This window comes from Lelliottia sp. EB106-05-01-XG201 (assembly GCF_058791735.1).
In genome coordinates, this window is record NZ_JBYTDV010000001.1 from 3,969,810 (window position 1) to 3,986,820 (window position 17,011).

The following is a 17,011-nucleotide window of genomic DNA, read 5'->3' on the forward strand; positions in this document are numbered from 1 at the left end:
GACAGGTTTACTTGTTAGGGGGATGTAACCGGTCTGCCCTGATGATAACACGACGGAATGACAGCGCAACCGCAGACAGTGCGCTTACGGATAGTATGGTAAACTCTGAATATTAACAGCCTGCTAATTAACAGCGTGCTCATTCAGCGTTACCGCGTATCTATTCAGTGGCATCAACAAGAGGGACGTTAATGCCTGATTTCTTTTCTTTTATCAATGAAGTCCTGTGGGGCTCAGTAATGATTTATCTGTTACTGGGAGCCGGGGTGTGGTTTACCTACCGCAGCGGTTTTATTCAGTTTCGCTACATTCGCCAGTTTGGCAAAAGTCTTAAAAACAGCGTTAACCCCCAGCCCGGCGGATTAACCTCTTTTCAGGCGCTCTGCACCAGCCTGGCGGCACGCGTCGGCAGCGGAAATCTCGCAGGCGTAGCCCTCGCGATCAGCGCCGGTGGCCCTGGCGCCGTGTTCTGGATGTGGGTGACGGCGATTATCGGCATGGCGACCTCTTTTGCCGAGTGCTCGCTGGCCCAGCTCTACAAAGAGCGCGATAAGCACGGTCAGTTCCGCGGCGGCCCGGCCTGGTATATGTCCCGTGGTCTGGGGATGCGCTGGATGGGCGTCCTGTTTTCTCTCTTCCTGCTTGCCGCCTACGGCCTTATCTTTAACACCGTCCAGGCGAACTCCGTGGCCCACGCCCTGCGCTATGCCTTCAGCTTCCCGGAATGGATAACGGGCGCGGTGCTGGCCGTATTGACGCTGCTGGTCATCGTGACCGGTATCAAAGGCGTCGCGCGCCTGATGCAGTGGATGGTTCCCGTCATGGCCCTGCTGTGGGTATTCGCCAGTCTCGTCGTCACAGCTACGCATATCGAACAGGTGCCTGGCGTCATCGCCATGATTTTTAAAGCCGCATTTGGCTGGCGAGAAGCTGCCGCAGGCGCGCTGGGTTACACCATCAGTCAGGCGCTGACGGCCGGTTTCCAGCGCGGTATGTTCTCGAACGAAGCCGGGATGGGTTCCACGCCGAATGCCGCAGCGGCGGCTGCCTCTTGGCCCCCTCACCCGGCGGCGCAGGGGATCGTGCAGATGATCGGCGTGTTTACCGACACCATTATCATCTGCACCGCCAGTGCGATGATTGTGCTGCTGGCGGGTCCGGTTCCTCATTCCGCTGATATGGCGGGCATACAGCTCGTCCAGCAGGCGTTGGTGAATCTCTCCGGCAGTTGGGGGGCAGGATTTGTCTCGCTGATTGTGATGCTGTTTGCCTTTAGCTCTATCGTTGCCAACTACATTTATGCCGAAAATAACCTGATATTCCTGCGCCTCGACTCGCGTAATAACCTGTGGTTTTTACGCCTCGGCATCGCCGGGATGGTGTTGATGGGTTCGGTGATGAGCCTGCCGCTGGTCTGGCAGTTGGCGGACGTGATTATGGCGCTGATGGCGATCACCAACCTGACCGCGATTTTGCTGCTGTCGCCGGTGGTGGTACTGATCGCCCGCGATTACTTGCGCCAGCGCAAAATGGGCGTGCAGCCGGTATTTGACCCCACCCGTTACCCCGAAATTGAGTCGCAGATTGCACCGGGCAGCTGGGATGATTTGCCACGGCAATAACAGTCATCGATCAAATCAGGCCATTTTTTTGCTAAAGTCGCTCTAAATTTCCTGCAAGGACTGGATATGCTGATTCTGATTTCACCTGCAAAAACGCTCGATTACCAGAGCCCGCTCGCCACCGAGCGCTATACCCAGCCCGAACTGCTGGATCATTCACAGCAGCTGATCCGCGAGGCGCGTAAACTCTCCGCCCCGCAGATTGGCAAGCTGATGAGCATCAGCGACAAACTCGCCGATCTCAACGCCACCCGCTTCCACGACTGGCATCCGGATTTCACCCCGAAAAACGCCCGTCAGGCGATCCTCGCGTTCAAAGGCGATGTGTATACCGGCCTGCAGGTGGAAGAGTTCAGCGAAGCCGATTTCGATTTTGCCCAGCAGCACCTGCGCATGCTGTCGGGTTTGTACGGCGTGCTGCGCCCGCTGGATCTGATGCAGCCGTATCGCCTGGAGATGGGAATCCGTCTGGAAAATGCCAAGGGCAAAGATCTGTACCACTTCTGGGGCGATATCATCACCGGGAAGCTGAACGACGCGTTGAAGGCCCAGGGCGATAATATCGTCATCAACCTGGCGTCCGACGAATACTACAAATCCGTGAAGCCGAAAAAGCTCAACGCGGAGATCATCAAGCCGGTATTTTTGGACGAGAAGAACGGCAAGTTCAAAGTGATCAGCTTCTACGCCAAAAAAGCGCGCGGGCTGATGAGCCGCTATATCATTGAGAACCGCCTGACGAAGCCAGAGCAGTTGACCCAATTTAACACTGACGGGTATTTCTTTGACGGCGAAGCGTCAGGGAAAGGCGAGCTGGTGTTTAAGCGGCACGAGCAGTAATTTCCCCGGTGGCGCTACGCTTACCGGGGCGACTCGTAGGCCTGATAAGCGCAGCGCCATCAGGCGTTGTTAATGATGCTTCCAGTCCGGCCCCTTGCCAGGCTTATCATGTTTATCGCCATGGCGGTTATCGTGAGGCTCGCGATGCTCATCATGCTGGTGCCAGCGGTTGTCCCGCCACTCGTAATGCGATTTCCACCAGTCATGGTCGCGCCAGCGGCCGCCATCCCAGTAGTGCCCGCTTCTATCCTGATCGCCAATCTGTAATTTTACCGCCGGAACCAGGGTGATTTCCCCGGCCTGAACCACTGCGGGAGCGACCAGCATCAGTGAAAGCACGAGCAGTGCAGGTTTCAGTTTAGACATAGGTTACTCCTTTTCATTCTTGCCCAACGAGGGCCGATGTAAGGAGAGTACGTGAGGGAAGTCGGGGATGTTATTCTCTGCAATCCTAATCTCTAAGTGACCGCATTTATTGGGAATTTCTGCTTTTTCCCTGCATTTTTTCTCCTTAATTTCTCCATAAAAAAAGCCCGGTGGCGCTTACGCTTACCGGGCCTACAAAAACCGTAGGTCGGGTAAGGCGAAGCCGCCACCCGACACAACAAGGCTATCCGCGCGTCATCATCAGCTGGCGCAGCGCCGCGAAATCCGCTGGCAGATTATGGGACAGCAGCGGCAGATCGGCGCGATCGGCCAGCTCTTTCGGCAGCGGCAGCGATTCACCCAGGATCTCATCCACGCTCTCTTTGAACTTCGCCGGATGCGCCGTTCCGAGGAACAGGCCATACTCGCCCGGATTGAGCTGGTCGCGCAGCGCACGGTAGGCAATCGCCGCATGCGGCTCGGAGGTGTACCCCACAGCTTTCAGCTCGCGCATCGTCTCTTTGGTGGTGTCATCGCTCACCGCCGCATAGCCCAGATCGCCCAGACGCCAGATCTTACGGCGGAACAGCTCTTCCACGCGCGGCCAGTTGTTCGGCTGGCTCACATCCATCGCGTTCGACAGGGTCGCCTGGGTCGCGTTTGGCGTCCACTTGCCCTCTTTCAGGAAGCGTGGAACCGTGTCGTTGGCGTTGGTTGCCGCGATAAAACGCTTCACCGGCAGGCCGAGGGATTTCGCCAGCAGACCGGCGGTCAGATCGCCGAAGTTACCGCTTGGCACGGAGATCACCAGCTGATTACGCGCTTCCTGCGGCAGCTGTGCCACCGCTTCGAAGTAGTAGCAAATCTGCGCCAGCAGGCGGCTGATGTTGATCGAGTTCGCCGAGTTCAGCCCCAGCGCCACTTTCAGCTCTTCGTCGTCGAAGGCCTTTTTCACCAGCGCCTGGCAGGCGTCAAAATCGCCGTCGATGGCGACGGTTTCAATGTTGCCGCCGAGCGTACAGAACAGTTTTTCCTGCAGCGGGCTGATTTTCCCCTGCGGATAGAGGATCACCACGCGGACGTTTTTCAGGCCGTAAAACGCGTGAGCCACCGCCGCACCCGTATCACCGGAAGTCGCCGTCAAAATCGTGACAGGCTTGTCGCCGCTGATGTGCGTTAGCATCTGCGCCATAAAGCGCCCGCCGAAATCTTTAAATGCCAGCGTCGGACCGTGGAACAGCTCCAGGCAGCCCACGTCTGGCTGAACGGATTTCACCGGAGCCGGGAAGGCAAAGGCGCTACGCACGCGCTCTTCCAGCAGCTCGTGAGGAATTTCATCGCCAATAAAGGCGGAGAGGATTTTCGCGCTGCGGGTGACGAAATCCTGCTTCAGCATGTCGTCCACTTCCGTCAGGCTAAACTCGGGTAAATCATGCGGGAAAAACAGCCCCTGATTTTTGCCCAGCCCCTGAGTCACCGCCTGCGCGAAGCTCACCTGCTCGTTATGATCTTTAAGATTGTAGAGTTTCATCGTTTATCCCAGTACTCGTGCGCCGGCCGTGTCCAGACGGCAAATATGAACAAAGCCTTCCTGATTTTGCAGGTAGTTTTTCGACAGCCAGTCCGCCACGCGCTGCGCGGTGTCAGGCTTGTCGCATAAGGCGAACAGCGTCGGGCCGGAGCCCGAAATTCCGCACGCTTGCGCGCCGATATCCAGCGACGCCTGACGCGCTTCGTTGAAGCCCGGCAGCAGTTTGGTGCGGTAAGGTTCGGCGATCACATCTTTCATCAGCTTCGCGGCAAGCGCCGGCTGACGGGTGTAGCAGGCGTGAATAAAGCCCGCCAGATGGCGACCATGCGCGATGCAGTCCTGACGGCGATACTGCGCGGGCAGGATCGCGCGCGCTTCGGCGGTCGAGACTTTAATCCCCGGATAGGCCAGCACCCACAGCCACTCATCAAAGCCTGGCACCTGCTGGCTGATAATGCCGTTCTCTTCGATCATCAGCTGCATGCCGCCAAGGAAGCACGGCGCGACGTTATCGTAGTGAATGCTGCCGGAGATGCGCCCTTCCAGCTCGCCCATCAGGGAGAGCAGACGGGTGTTGTTCAGCGGTTTGCCGCAGTGTTCGTTCATCGCCACCAGCGCGGCGACGACGGAACAGGCGCTGGAGCCGAGGCCCGAGCCAATCGGCATACTTTTTTCGAGGGTCATGGCAACCGGCACGTTTTTGCCGATCTCCTGACAGAAGCGTTCCCAGCACTGATAAACAATATTCTCGCGCGGTTCTGGCGGCAGCTTGCTCGCGAAGCGGCCAATATTATTGAGGCTGAAACTGTCCGCCGCTTCGACGGTGACCGTATCACCCAGCAGCGAACCGTCGAGAGGCGTAACCGCCGCACCCAGCACATCAAATCCGACGCTCATATTGGCGCTGGAAGCCGGGGCATAAACTTTGACCATGTTAAACTCCTAACTTCCATGACAGGGTACGCAGCAGATCGGCAAACACGCCCGCCGCTGTCACATCATTCCCTGCGCCGTAACCGCGAAGCACCAACGGTAATGGCTGATAATAGTGGCTGTAAAACGCCAGAGCGTTTTCGCCGTTTTTCACTTTAAAGAGCGGATCGTTCCCGTCCACTTCGGCAATCTTCACGCGGCACACGCCGTCGTCTTCGATGTTGCCAACATAGCGCAATACTTTGCCTTCATCACGGGCTTTTGCGATACGCGCCGCAAAGTCGTCGTCGAGTTGCACTAAGCGGTCCATAAAGGTCGCGACATCGCCGCTGTCGTCAAAACTCGCTGGCAGCACCGGCTCGATGACGATATCGGACAGCTCCAGCTCGCGGCCCGTTTCACGGGCGAGGATCAACAGCTTGCGCGCCACGTCCATGCCCGAGAGATCGTCGCGCGGATCCGGCTCGGTGTAGCCCAGCTCACGCGCCTCGCGGGTGGCTTCCGAGAGGCTCATTCCTTCATCCAGCTTGCCAAAAATAAACGACAGCGAGCCGGAAAGAATGCCGGAGAATTTCTGCAGTTCGTCACCCGCATTAAGCAGGTTTTGCAGGTTCTCGATGACCGGCAGCCCTGCGCCCACGTTAGTGTCGTACAGGAATTTGCGACGAGACTTGCTGGCGGCGGTACGCAGCTGATGGTAGTAATCCATCGACGAGGTGTTGGCCTTTTTATTCGGCGTCACCACGTGGAAGCCCTCGCGCAGGAAGTCAGCATACTGATCGGCGACGGCCTGGTTTGAGGTACAGTCCACAATCACCGGATTGAGCAGGTGATACTCCTTCACCAGACGGATCAGGCGGCCCAGATTGAACGGCTCTTTGGCCTGGGCCAGTTCGTCCTGCCAGCTTTCCAGATTCAGGCCGTGGACGTTAGTCAGCAGCGCCTTAGAGTTCGCCACGCCGCAGACGCGCAGGTCGATATGTTTGTTCTTCAGCCAGCCCTGCTGGCGCTTGACCTGTTCCAGCAGCGCGCCGCCCACACCGCCGACGCCAATCACGAATACCTCGATCACCTGATCGGTGTTGAACAGCATCTGGTGCGTCACACGCACGCCGGTGGTCGCGTCGTCATTGCTCACCACGACGGAGATGGAGCGCTCGGAAGAGCCCTGGGCAATGGCGACAATATTGATGTTCGCGCGTGCCAGCGCGGCAAAGAATTTGGCGGAGATCCCGCGCAGCGTGCGCATTCCGTCGCCGACGACGGAGATGATCGCCAGGCGTTCCTGAATCGACAGGGGTTCCAGCAGCTCTTCCTTCAGCTCCAGATAGAACTCCTCTTCCAGCGCACGGCGCGCACGGCCACAGTCGGCCTGCGGCACGCAGAAGCTGATGCTGTATTCGGAGGAGGACTGAGTAATAAGCACCACGGAGATGCCATTGCGTGACATCGCGGCAAACACGCGCGCGGCCATGCCGACCATCCCTTTCATCCCCGGACCTGAGACGCTGAACATCGCCATGTTATTCAGATTCGAAATGCCTTTCACCGGCAGATCGTCTTCGTCATGGCTGGCGCCAATCAGGGTACCTGGCGCCTGCGGATTACCGGTGTTTTTGATGAGGCAAGGGATCTGGAACTGGGCAATCGGGGAGATGGTACGTGGGTGGAGAACTTTCGCGCCGAAGTACGACAGCTCCATCGCCTCCTGATACGACATCGATTTCAGGAGCCTTGCGTCCGGCACCTGGCGCGGGTCGCAGGTATAGACGCCGTCAACGTCAGTCCAGATTTCACAACAGTCGGCGCGCAGACAGGCGGCGAGCACAGCGGCGGAGTAGTCGGAGCCGTTACGGCCCAGCACCACCAGTTCACCTTTGTCGTTCCCGGCGGTGAAGCCTGCCATCAGGATCATGTGGTCAGCCGGGATTTTGCTGGCGGCGATGCGGCGAGTGGATTCGGCGATATCGACGGTGGACTCGAGGTAATGGCCCACGGCGAGCAGTTTTTCGACCGGGTCGATCACCGTGACCGCGTGGCCGCGCGCTTCCAGCAGCCCCGCCATGATGGCGATAGAGAGTTTTTCACCGCGGCAAATCAGCGCCGCGTTGATGCTGTCCGGACATTGGCCCAGCAGGCTAATGCCATGCAGGACGTGTTTGATCTGTGCGAATTCTTGTTCAACCAGAGTTTTCAGCTGTGCGTGCGGGAAGCCGGGCTGGCTGTCGGCGAGCCCCTGCAGCAGCTCAGCAAAAATACGCTCGGCATCGCTGATGTTCGGCAGCGCATCCTGGCCACCGATGGTTTTTTCAATCATCGCCACCAGGTGGTTAGTAATTTTCGCCGGGGCAGAGAGCACGGTTGCCACCTGCCCCTGCCTGGCGTTGCTTTCCAGGATATCGGCAACGCGCTGAAAGCGTTCTGCGTTTGCCACTGATGTACCGCCGAACTTCAAGACTCGCATGGTTTACCTCGTGATCTTTGGTCGAAAAAAAAAGCCCGCACTGTTCAGGTGCGGGCTTTTTTCTGTTTTTCCTGTTACGCGTCAGCCCGCATCGTTACCTGTGGTAATGATGATGGTTGTTGTAATGGTGGTGGTGCTAACGCGATTCATGGATGTTGTGTGCTCTGTGTTGTTTTCTGTCTGTCCTGTATCCTTTTAGGGTTAAAGTATCCGGCACCTTAAGTCAATGAATTTTTAATTTGATCACAGTTTGTAACCCTTTCACGACCCGCTGCTTGCGGATTTATTTTTGTCCGGATACGACCAGTTGCAACCCTTATCGACAGACGGTTAATCCATACGAAAAACAAATATCAGATTTTTATTCTGCCAATTTTTTTTCAATATCATGCAGCAATCGGTGCAGCATCGCCGTGTCGCGCTGCTCAAGAAGACCGAGACGCTGGTGTAACCAGTCCACCATTTTCTGATCGTCGGCCACACCCAGCTGCGTCAAAAGCGATAGGGTTCGTGCGCGTAATGCCCGCAGCTGGTTTTCATCCACGCTCTCTGTGGCAGGTGCCGGGGTTTGCATTAAGGATGCTAATTGATAGCAATACACCATCACCGCCTGGCCCAGATTGAGGGACGGGTAATCCGCCACCATCGACACGCCCGTGAGCACGTCTGCCAGCTCAAGCTCTTCGTTGGTCAGGCCGGAATCTTCGCGGCCAAACACCAGCGCAGCTTTGGTCAACCACGCGCTTTTTTCCTCAAGCATCGGGACCAGTTCGGTCGGCGTCGCATAGTAATGATACTTCGCCCGGCTGCGCGCGGTGGTCGCCACGGTGAAGGAAATGTCGTGCAGTGCGTCAGCGAGCGTGGCGTAAGTGGTTATGTTGTCGAGAATTTCACCCGAACCGTGCGCCACCCAGCGGGCAGCCGGTTCGAGGTGCGCCTCACTGTCGACAATACGTAAATCGGTGAATCCCATCGTCTTCATTGCACGGGCGGCGGCGCCAATATTTTCGGGTCTTGCTGGCGAAACCAGCACTATCGATAAGTGCATTTATGCTCTCTTTTTAATCAGTTAGCCTGTAAAAGTGTGATACAGCTCAACATATTACGCAGCGCGAATTTACAAAATTGCAACACAAATCACCGAAATCGCGTTTCACAACAAATTAAAAACGCTAAACTGTTGCATGACTGAATCATTGATTTAAATGTTAACAGATATTGCTTATCCGTATGTTTATTAATGATAATACTCTGATTGATTGCTTTTTCGTATTGGATTCGCGTTGTTTATTAATCAATATCTGCAACTAGTTGGTTTATTGAAAATTTGTGACAAAGGCTAGCAATCCGATACGATGATTTCATCAAACTGTTAACGTGCTACAATTGAACTTGATATATGTCAACGAAGCGTAGTTTTATTGGGTGTCTGGTGTCACTTAGCCTGTTATGTTGCTGTTAAAATGGTTAGGATGACAGCCGTTTTTGACACTGTCGGGTCCTGAGGGAAAGTGCCCACGACCAAGCTAATGATGTTGTTGACGTTGATGGAAAGTGCATCAAGAACGCAATTACGTACTTTAGTCACGTTAGGCCGATCATGTTAATTTGCGACATGCATCAGGCAGGTCAGGGACTTTTGTACTTCCTGTTTCGATTTAGTTGGCAATTTAGGTAGCAAACATGCAGACCCCGCACATTCTTATCGTTGAAGACGAGTTGGTAACACGCAACACGTTAAAGAGCATTTTCGAAGCAGAAGGCTACGATGTCTTTGAAGCGACCGATGGCGCAGAGATGCATCAGATCCTTTCTGAAAATGATATCAACCTGGTCATCATGGATATCAACCTGCCCGGGAAAAACGGCCTTCTGCTGGCGCGCGAGCTGCGTGAACAGGCGAACGTCGCACTAATGTTCCTGACAGGCCGTGATAACGAAGTGGATAAAATTCTTGGCCTGGAAATCGGCGCTGATGATTACATCACCAAGCCGTTTAATCCTCGCGAGTTAACCATTCGTGCACGCAACCTGCTGTCCCGTACCATGAATCTGGGTACGGTGAGCGAAGAGCGTCGTAGCGTAGACAGCTACAAGTTCAACGGCTGGGAACTTGATATTAATAGCCGCTCGCTGGTTAGCCCGAACGGTGAACAGTACAAGCTGCCGCGCAGCGAATTCCGCGCCATGCTGCACTTCTGCGAAAACCCGGGCAAAATTCAGTCCCGTGCAGAGCTGCTGAAGAAGATGACCGGTCGCGAGCTGAAGCCGCACGACCGTACGGTTGACGTGACGATCCGTCGCATTCGTAAACACTTCGAGTCTACGCCGGATACGCCAGAAATCATCGCCACTATCCACGGCGAAGGGTATCGTTTCTGCGGCGACCTGCAGGAATAATCCCGCACTCAATGCAGTAAAAACGGCGCTTAATGCGCCGTTTTTTTATTTCCAGATCCGTAACGCATCGTCGTCCGGTTCACCTTTTGGCACACTTTGTTTCACCTGTGAAAGCGAGTACCAGTCAAAGTTTCGGGTGAGATACATCACCGCAAACAGCGCGATCGCCAGCACGCCGGAGCCCAACAGCAGCGCGCTGTCTTCCGAGCGCAGCAAGAACCACATCACGCCGTCGAGACCTAACAGCGCCACCACAAACAGCGCGCTGCGCTTCCAGCCTTTCAGCACCGCCTGCAGATAAACCCCGTTCATCATCGCCCCGACCAGGCTTGCAATAATCCAGGCTGGCGTAAAGCCCACGTGTTCAGAGAGCGCCAGCAGCACCAGATAGAACAGCACCAGCGACAGCCCTACCAGCAGGTACTGCATCGGGTGCAGGCGAAGGTGAGTCATTGTTTCGTAGACGAAAAAAGCCATAAACGTCAGAGCAATCAGCAAAATAGCGTACTTAATCGCCCGGTCCGTCAGCTGGTACTGGTCCGCAGGCGTTGCCACCGTGACGCTAAACGCCGGAACGCTACGAAACTCAGGCGGTTCGATGGCACTAAACTGGCTTTCAAGATTGTTGGCAAACCAGCTGCTCTGCCAGTGCGCCTGGAAGCCCGACTCGCTGATTTCACGCTTCGAGGGTAAGTAATCGCCCATAAATCCCGGATGCGGCCAGTTGCTGCGCAGCGTCAGCTCGCTGTTGCGCCCAACCGGTACGACGGAAAAACTCCCCGTTCCGTTGAGATTGAGCGACATCTCCAGGTCGATGTTTTTCGCATTGAGCGTCTCCCAGGTCAGCGGAATATGGATCCCCGCCTGTTGCCCTGAAATGCCCGAACCCGGTTCGACGGTCAAGGTTTCATCGTTCACTTTCGAGACCTTCACCGCCCCGATCCCCCGCGCATCGCCCACGCCGACGGCAATAAACGGCTGTCCGAGGGTAATGGTTTCGCCTTTCAGCTCGTCGAGCTTATCGGTGTTAAATTGCGCCTTCAGCTTGAGATCGGTGCTCCAGATTTGTCCGTCGTAGATCCCGATGCTGCGGGACTCGACCTGCTGATTCCCGTCAACCACCAGCGATTCAGGCAGCAAAAAGTGCAGGAAACTGCGCTTGTGCTCAACCTTCACGTTATCTTCGAACTTGTAATAAATTTCCGTTACCGGGATCGCGATCAGCGGCCCGGTGAGCTGCTGCGGCCCGCTGGTGCTTTGACGCAGCGTATCTTCAACGTCATCGCGATAGCTGGCGCGCTCCGAAATCAGGTTACTCACCATGAACAGCGGAACTAACAGCAGCAGGATGCACCCCATCAGGGTGCTAACTTTCCAGAACAGGGGGGATTTTTTCATTGCCTTCTCCTTAGTGATGGAGAGAGCGTAACGCGGCTATGTGCGCTGAATTTGAAGTTATGTGAAGGGACGGTGAAGTCTCAAAATCGCCTCAACGCCGCCCGCTTCACGGTTGTGAAGCTGAATATCGCCGTGATGCAGCCGCGCTACCTCCTGCACAAATGCCAGCCCAAGGCCGCTGCTTTTCAGGCCGTTATCACGCGCAAGTGAGTAGAAGCGCTCAAAGATGCGAGCCAGCGCGTAATCCGGGATACCGCTGCCGCTGTCCGTGACTTTCAGCAGAGTCTGTTTCTGCGTCTCTTCGGCGCTGAGCACAATGCTTCCGCCGGATGGCGTGAAGTCGATAGCGTTGTCGAGCAAATTGCCGAGCGCCTGCTCCAGCAGATCCGCGTCGCCTTCAACCGTTAGCGCTGCGCCGTTGCCTGTCAGCCTGATGTTCTTTGCCGCCAGCTGCGTCGAACGGGCGTCGGTGATGCGCGCGAACAGCGCGTCAATACTTACCCTGGTCGGGACAATCTCCACGCGGTTTTCAAGTTTCGCCTGCTCGAGCAGCTTTTCGACCAGCGACTGCATCCGCGCATTCTGCACCAGAATGTTATCGATAAACCGCGCGGCCACCGGCGGCGGCGGCTGTTCCGCTAAGATCTCCGCCGCACCGCGAATCGCCGCCAGCGGGCTTTTCAGTTCGTGGGTGAGTGCGTGAACGTAGTGCTCAATGTAATTTTTGCCTTCAAGACGAATACGCATGTTTTCCAGCGCCTGCGCCAGCTTGCGCAGCTCGCTGCTGCCGGGGTCGGGCAACGGCAGCGGCGTCTCGTGGGTGACTGAGTCGGCGTAACGCGACAGAGAGCTGATGGAGCGGTTAATCCACCAGGCGACGATCAGCCCGATCAGCAGGGCAATCCCCAGCAGCGCGCCGCCCGCCCAGAGAATGCGTCGCTCGCTGCGCTGGATCACCGGCGCCATCGCGCTGTTCGGTTTCCCCACCGACAGGACGCCGATAATTTTTCCCTGATCCACAATCGGCGCCGCCACGTACATCACTGTGCTGTTGGGATCGTTCGGATCGTCCTGAGTGCTGCGCGCGCCGTACTGCCCGCGCAGGGTGCGCCAGACGTCGTTCCAGCGGGAATAATCCTCGCCCAGCCCTTTTCCGGTGGAATCAAACACCACCCGGCCCTGGGCGTCGGTCATGTAGACGTGATACTCGTTACGCACCTTGTAAATGCCGCCAATGTTGGCGCGAAACGGGCGCTGATGGAGCTGAGAAAATGCCTGCGCCACCCTGCCGTTTTGCGGATCGCCATTCAGCAGATCGTCACGCCCCACTTCCGCCAGCAGCGTGGCAGTGTCGATCAGCGTGCCTTCAGTCGCCCGACGCACGCCGGGTTTGACCTCCTGCACAAAGATCGACAGCACGAACCAGGCCGCGATAGCAACGATCAGGAAATAGCCCAGCAGCAGGCGCATGCCAATGCGCATTACACCAGCCCCAGGCTGTAGCCCATGCCGCGATGGGTGCTGATTGGCGAAAGATCTGCATTCACGGCGCGCAGTTTCGCGCGCAGGGTTTTGATGTGGGTATCAACGGTGCGATCAAAGCTGTCGCCGTCCTCGCCCCAGACTTTGTCCATCAGCTGCTGGCGGGAAAAAACCCGGCCCGGCGCGTGGAGCAAGGTTTTGAGCAGCAAAAATTCGTAGCGCGTCAAAAGTAATGGCTCGCCGCACCAGCTGATCTGCGCCGCCGGCTCATTGAGTTCAAACTGTCCGATGCGCACGATGTCCGACGGAAGCGCGGACTTTTGCATCCGGCGCAAAATGGTCCGCACCCTGGCGCACACTTCGCGCGGGGAAAAGGGTTTGGCGACGTAATCATCCGCCCCCATTTCCAGCCCGAGTAGCTTATCCACTTCGTCACTGCGGGCCGTGAGGAACAGCACCGGCAGCGACGGGTGCTGCGCCAGCAGCTGACGACACAGCTCAAATCCGCTGATATCCGGCAAACCCACGTCCAGAATCGCCAGCGCAGGGGCCTGACGTCGCGCCTGGTCGAGCGCAGGCAGCCCGCGCTCGAACGCTTTTACCGCAAAACCTTCCTGTGAAAGCATGTAGATCAGCGTCTCGGCGATGCTGATTTCGTCTTCCACCAGCCAAATCAAGGGTTGCTGCATCGTCTTTCCCTGGGTTAGCGCCACGGCATAATCGGCACTGCGCTCAGTGCGTTTTTCGGCGATCCTTCGACCACTTTATCGGAGTAGGCCAGGTACGCCAACGTGTTGCGTTTCGCATCGTAGAAACGCACCACCTGCAGCTTTTTGAACACCAGCGAGGTCCGTTTCTGGAACACCACATCGCCCTGCGCTTTGCCGTTTTTGATTTTGTCGCTCAACTCGACGGGCCCGACCTGCTGGCAAGAGATCGCCGCATCGGCCGTGTCTTCCGCCAGCCCTAAGCCGCCTTTAATGCCGCCCGTTTTCGCGCGGCTGATGTAGCAGGTGACGTTTTTCACATCCGGATCGTCGAAGGCTTCGACCACAATTTTATGGTCCGGACCGAACATCTTAAACACGGTATCGACGGAGCCAACTTCTTCAGCCAGCGCGTTACGGCCTACGATTAACATCAGAGCAGTGAAGATCAATGTCTTGTATTTCATATTGTTACCATTCTTTAAAATTACATTGAGCGATTATTCAACAAACAGAATAAAAATGTAGCAAGATCACAGGATTAGCAATTTCTTGCCCATAATGTGCGGCAAAAAGCATTAATGCGCAAAAAAAACACTGAATGCTAAAACATCAAAAAATGCTATTATCCGCTACCCTGTTATCAGGCACCTGCTGTTTTAAGGATGAGGATAGTATATGGATCAGGCTGGAATTATTCGCGATCTGCTTACCTGGCTGGAAGGTCATCTGGACCAGCCTTTGTCACTGGATAATGTGGCGGCAAAAGCAGGCTATTCCAAGTGGCATTTGCAAAGGATGTTTAAGGATGTCACCGGTCATGCTATCGGTGCCTATATTCGTGCACGTCGTCTTTCAAAATCGGCTGTGGCACTGCGCCTGACGGCACGCCCTATTCTGGATATTGCCCTGCAGTACCGTTTTGACTCGCAGCAGACGTTTACCCGCGCCTTCAAAAAACAGTTCTCGCTGACGCCTGCGCTCTATCGTCGTTCACCCGACTGGAGTTCGTTTGGTATGCGTCCGCCGCTGCGCCTGGGTGAATTCGCGATGCCAAAATACGAATTCACCGTCCTGCCAGAGACCCATCTCATCGGCACGACGCAAAGCTACACCTGTTCTCTGGAGCAGATCTCCGAATTCCGTCATCAGATGCGCACCCAGTTCTGGCGCGATTTCCTGAGCCACGCCCCGGCGCTTCCGCCGCTGCTGTATGGTCTCAACGAAACGCATCCGAGCATGGAAAAAGACGACGAGCAGGAAGTGTTCTACACCACCGCGCTCACGCCGGAGATGGCCAACGGCTACATCCAGGGCTCGAAACCGGTGGTGCTGGAAGGCGGTGAATACGTGATGTTCACCTACGAAGGGCTGGGCACGGGTGTTCAGGAGTTTATCCTGACCGTTTACGGCACCTGCATGCCGATGCTGAATCTGAACCGCCGCAAAGGTCAGGATATTGAGCGCTACTACCCGGCCAGCGATGCCCGACCGGAAGTAGGCCCAATCAATCTGCGGATGGAATACCTGATTCCAGTGCGCCGCTAGCGCTGCAGTTCATCCAGCGCAGGGGCGTCCAGATGCGAGATGTCCCCTGCCATTTCCACCACCCAACCTGAAGCCAGCCACGGGCTTTCCTGATAGTCGATACGGGAAATTGAGCAGTTACGCAGGCGCAAACGGCGTTCCGCGTAGGCTGGCAGCCCGAGAATGGTACTCACCAGACATCCCAGCGCGATACCGTGACTCACCAGCAGCGGACGGCTGCCCTGCGGCAGTTTAAGGCAATCCGCCAGCGCCGCCTGAACGCGCACGCTCAGCTCCTGCATGGATTCGCCTTGCGGAATACGGCCATCTTCCGTGCCATTTACCAGCGTACGCCGCCAGCCCTCTTCCTGTTCCGTCAGCGTATCCACATGACGCTTTTCGAGCACGCCCATGTCGAGTTCGCGCAGGCGAGGATCGAGGATAATGTCGCACCCGCAGGCCTCGGCAATAATGCGCGCCGTTTGCTGCGTGCGACCTAAATCGCTGGCGATAATGTGCGTGATGCCTAAGGATCTGGCTCGTTCCGCGACCTGCCATGCCTGTTGCTCACCCTTGGCGGTGAGAGGACTGTCTGACTGCCCTTGAATACGTCGCTCGGCGTTCCACTGCGTTTCACCGTGGCGAACAAGGTAAACCTGTAACATGCTTTTTTTCCGTTATACTGCGATGAGTTTTTTTTGAATCGAGCTTAATTATGCACCATGTTGTCTCTGCTACCACTAATCCTGCCAAAATTCAGGCAATTCTAAGGGCATTTGAAGAGATCTTCGGCGAAGGATCCTGCCACATTGACGCCGTCGGCGTCGAGAGCGGCGTCCCTGAACAGCCGTTCGGGAGCGAGGAAACGCGGGCTGGCGCACGAAATCGCGTCGTGAATGCGAAGGCCGCGCGCCCTGAGGCAGATTTCTGGGTGGCGATTGAGGCGGGCATTGACGAGGGAGCCACCTTTAGCTGGGTGGTGATCGAGAGCCGCGAGCAGCGCGGTGAATCGCGCTCGGCGACGCTGCCTTTACCGGCCGTCATTCTGGAAAAAGTGCGCGCCGGAGAGGCGCTCGGGCCGGTGATGTCGCAGTACACCGGCATTGATGAGATTGGTCGTAAAGAAGGGGCGATTGGCGTGTTTACCGCCGGAGCCTTGACGCGTTCGAGCGTGTATCATCAGGCGGTGGTGTTGGCGTTAAGCCCGTTTCATAACGCGGTATACGGCTGATTCCGCCGTTGTAGGCCTGATAAGCGCAGCGCCATCAGGCAACCGGCCACGCTATTGCCGGGTGGCGGCTTCGCCTTACCCGGCCTACAGGAACATGCCATCAGGCAACCTGCCGCGCCATTGCCGGGTGGCGGCTTCGCCTTACCCGGCCTACAGGAACATGCCATCAGGCATTTTTCAACAACACTTCCTCAAGCCACTGGCGCAACTCCACCGGGGCTGATTTCAGACTGTTCGAGCCACGGGTGATCGTCGCGATGCCCGCCCCCAGCTCGCTTTTCAGCTCACGCTGGCTCATCTCACCGCGCAGTAACTCTTCGATAATGCGCACACGCGTGCCCAACGCTTCACGCTCGTCGGGTGTCAGTATCAATTGCATCAGCGGTAAGTGCAGATCTTTCTCATAGGACTGGCGAAGCAGCTCCACAAAACGAAGCCACTCCTGATTGCGCTGTTCGGCCATCGCCGATGAATAAGGGGAATGCTGGGTCATGTTATGCCGCCGTTTGT

At 56.4% G+C, this 17,011-nt stretch carries 18 protein-coding genes and 1 other annotated feature; of the genes, 5 read left to right on the forward strand and 13 right to left on the reverse strand.

Features of this window, described 5'->3' with window-relative positions:
• The first annotated feature begins 191 nt into the window (after positions 1-191).
• On the forward strand, positions 192-1,622 hold the full coding sequence (locus tag AC3WS9_RS18510; RefSeq protein WP_324723516.1) for an alanine/glycine:cation symporter family protein: 1,431 nt from the start codon (positions 192-194) through the stop codon (positions 1,620-1,622).
• A gap of 66 nt (positions 1,623-1,688) precedes the next feature.
• Positions 1,689-2,462: a peroxide stress protein YaaA gene (yaaA, locus tag AC3WS9_RS18515; protein WP_492489765.1), complete on the forward strand. Its 774-nt coding sequence runs from the start codon at positions 1,689-1,691 to the stop codon at positions 2,460-2,462.
• Between the two features lie 69 nt (positions 2,463-2,531).
• Here the strand turns inward: yaaA and AC3WS9_RS18520 are convergent, their stop codons facing one another.
• The 7 genes from AC3WS9_RS18520 to yjjY all read right to left on the reverse strand — a co-directional run bounded on the left by AC3WS9_RS18520 (position 2,532) and on the right by yjjY (position 9,344).
• Positions 2,532-2,828: a DUF2502 domain-containing protein gene (locus AC3WS9_RS18520; protein WP_285146053.1), complete on the reverse strand. Its 297-nt coding sequence runs from the start codon at positions 2,826-2,828 to the stop codon at positions 2,532-2,534.
• A 244-nt stretch (positions 2,829-3,072) separates the two neighbouring features.
• Positions 3,073-4,359: a threonine synthase gene (gene thrC / locus AC3WS9_RS18525; RefSeq protein ID WP_492489768.1), complete on the reverse strand. Its 1,287-nt coding sequence runs from the start codon at positions 4,357-4,359 to the stop codon at positions 3,073-3,075.
• Between the two features lie 3 nt (positions 4,360-4,362).
• Positions 4,363-5,292, reverse strand: coding sequence for a homoserine kinase (gene thrB, locus AC3WS9_RS18530; protein WP_282491577.1), 930 nt, complete (start codon positions 5,290-5,292; stop codon positions 4,363-4,365).
• A gap of 1 nt (position 5,293) precedes the next feature.
• Positions 5,294-7,756 carry a bifunctional aspartate kinase/homoserine dehydrogenase I gene (gene thrA / locus AC3WS9_RS18535; protein ID WP_282491576.1) on the reverse strand — a complete coding sequence of 821 codons (2,463 nt, stop codon included), beginning with the start codon at positions 7,754-7,756 and terminating at the stop codon, positions 5,294-5,296.
• 24 nt (positions 7,757-7,780) lie between these two features.
• Positions 7,781-7,899, reverse strand: a sequence feature (Thr leader region).
• Positions 7,838-7,906, reverse strand: coding sequence for a thr operon leader peptide (thrL, locus tag AC3WS9_RS18540; RefSeq protein WP_107704209.1), 69 nt, complete (start codon positions 7,904-7,906; stop codon positions 7,838-7,840). Its footprint overlaps the feature before it by 62 nt.
• Before the next feature lie 211 nt (positions 7,907-8,117).
• Positions 8,118-8,804, reverse strand: a complete 687-nt coding sequence (locus tag AC3WS9_RS18545; RefSeq protein ID WP_492489771.1) for a tRNA/rRNA methyltransferase — start codon at positions 8,802-8,804, stop codon at positions 8,118-8,120.
• Positions 8,805-9,203: 399 nt separating this feature from the next.
• Positions 9,204-9,344 carry a YjjY family protein gene (gene yjjY / locus AC3WS9_RS18550; RefSeq protein WP_001303782.1) on the reverse strand — a complete coding sequence of 47 codons (141 nt, stop codon included), beginning with the start codon at positions 9,342-9,344 and terminating at the stop codon, positions 9,204-9,206.
• A 95-nt stretch (positions 9,345-9,439) separates the two neighbouring features.
• On the opposite strand from yjjY, the gene arcA reads away from it, so the two are divergent.
• Positions 9,440-10,156 (forward strand): two-component system response regulator ArcA, encoded by a 717-nt coding sequence (gene arcA / locus AC3WS9_RS18555; protein WP_006174002.1) that lies wholly within the window; start codon positions 9,440-9,442, stop codon positions 10,154-10,156.
• A 45-nt stretch (positions 10,157-10,201) separates the two neighbouring features.
• Here the strand turns inward: arcA and creD are convergent, their stop codons facing one another.
• The 4 genes from creD to creA are packed head-to-tail and all read right to left on the reverse strand — an operon-like array spanning position 10,202 to position 14,210.
• Positions 10,202-11,554 (reverse strand): cell envelope integrity protein CreD, encoded by a 1,353-nt coding sequence (gene creD / locus AC3WS9_RS18560; protein WP_492489777.1) that lies wholly within the window; start codon positions 11,552-11,554, stop codon positions 10,202-10,204.
• A 57-nt stretch (positions 11,555-11,611) separates the two neighbouring features.
• Complete coding sequence (gene creC / locus AC3WS9_RS18565) at positions 11,612-13,036, reverse strand: two-component system sensor histidine kinase CreC (RefSeq protein WP_492489779.1); 1,425 nt, start codon at positions 13,034-13,036, stop codon at positions 11,612-11,614.
• Positions 13,036-13,725, reverse strand: coding sequence for a two-component system response regulator CreB (gene creB / locus AC3WS9_RS18570; protein ID WP_492489781.1), 690 nt, complete (start codon positions 13,723-13,725; stop codon positions 13,036-13,038). The genes creC and creB overlap by 1 nt, the downstream gene beginning before the upstream one ends.
• 14 nt (positions 13,726-13,739) lie before the next feature.
• Entirely contained in the window at positions 13,740-14,210 is a 471-nt protein-coding gene (gene creA / locus AC3WS9_RS18575) for a protein CreA (protein ID WP_282491571.1), read from the reverse strand.
• Positions 14,211-14,421: 211 nt separating this feature from the next.
• Between creA and robA the strand changes: the two genes are divergently transcribed.
• Entirely contained in the window at positions 14,422-15,291 is an 870-nt protein-coding gene (gene robA / locus AC3WS9_RS18580; protein ID WP_282491570.1) for an MDR efflux pump AcrAB transcriptional activator RobA, read from the forward strand.
• On the opposite strand, the gene gpmB is transcribed toward robA, so the two are convergent.
• Positions 15,288-15,935 carry a 2,3-diphosphoglycerate-dependent phosphoglycerate mutase GpmB gene (gene gpmB / locus AC3WS9_RS18585; RefSeq protein WP_282491569.1) on the reverse strand — a complete coding sequence of 216 codons (648 nt, stop codon included), beginning with the start codon at positions 15,933-15,935 and terminating at the stop codon, positions 15,288-15,290. The genes robA and gpmB overlap by 4 nt on opposite strands.
• A 50-nt stretch (positions 15,936-15,985) precedes the next feature.
• Between gpmB and yjjX the strand changes: the two genes are divergently transcribed.
• Positions 15,986-16,501 (forward strand): inosine/xanthosine triphosphatase, encoded by a 516-nt coding sequence (yjjX, locus tag AC3WS9_RS18590; protein ID WP_492489784.1) that lies wholly within the window; start codon positions 15,986-15,988, stop codon positions 16,499-16,501.
• Positions 16,502-16,667: 166 nt separating this feature from the next.
• Here yjjX and trpR read toward each other — a convergent pair whose 3' ends face one another.
• Complete coding sequence (gene trpR / locus AC3WS9_RS18595; RefSeq protein WP_282493476.1) at positions 16,668-16,994, reverse strand: trp operon repressor; 327 nt, start codon at positions 16,992-16,994, stop codon at positions 16,668-16,670.
• Between the last annotated feature and the right edge of the window lie 17 nt (positions 16,995-17,011).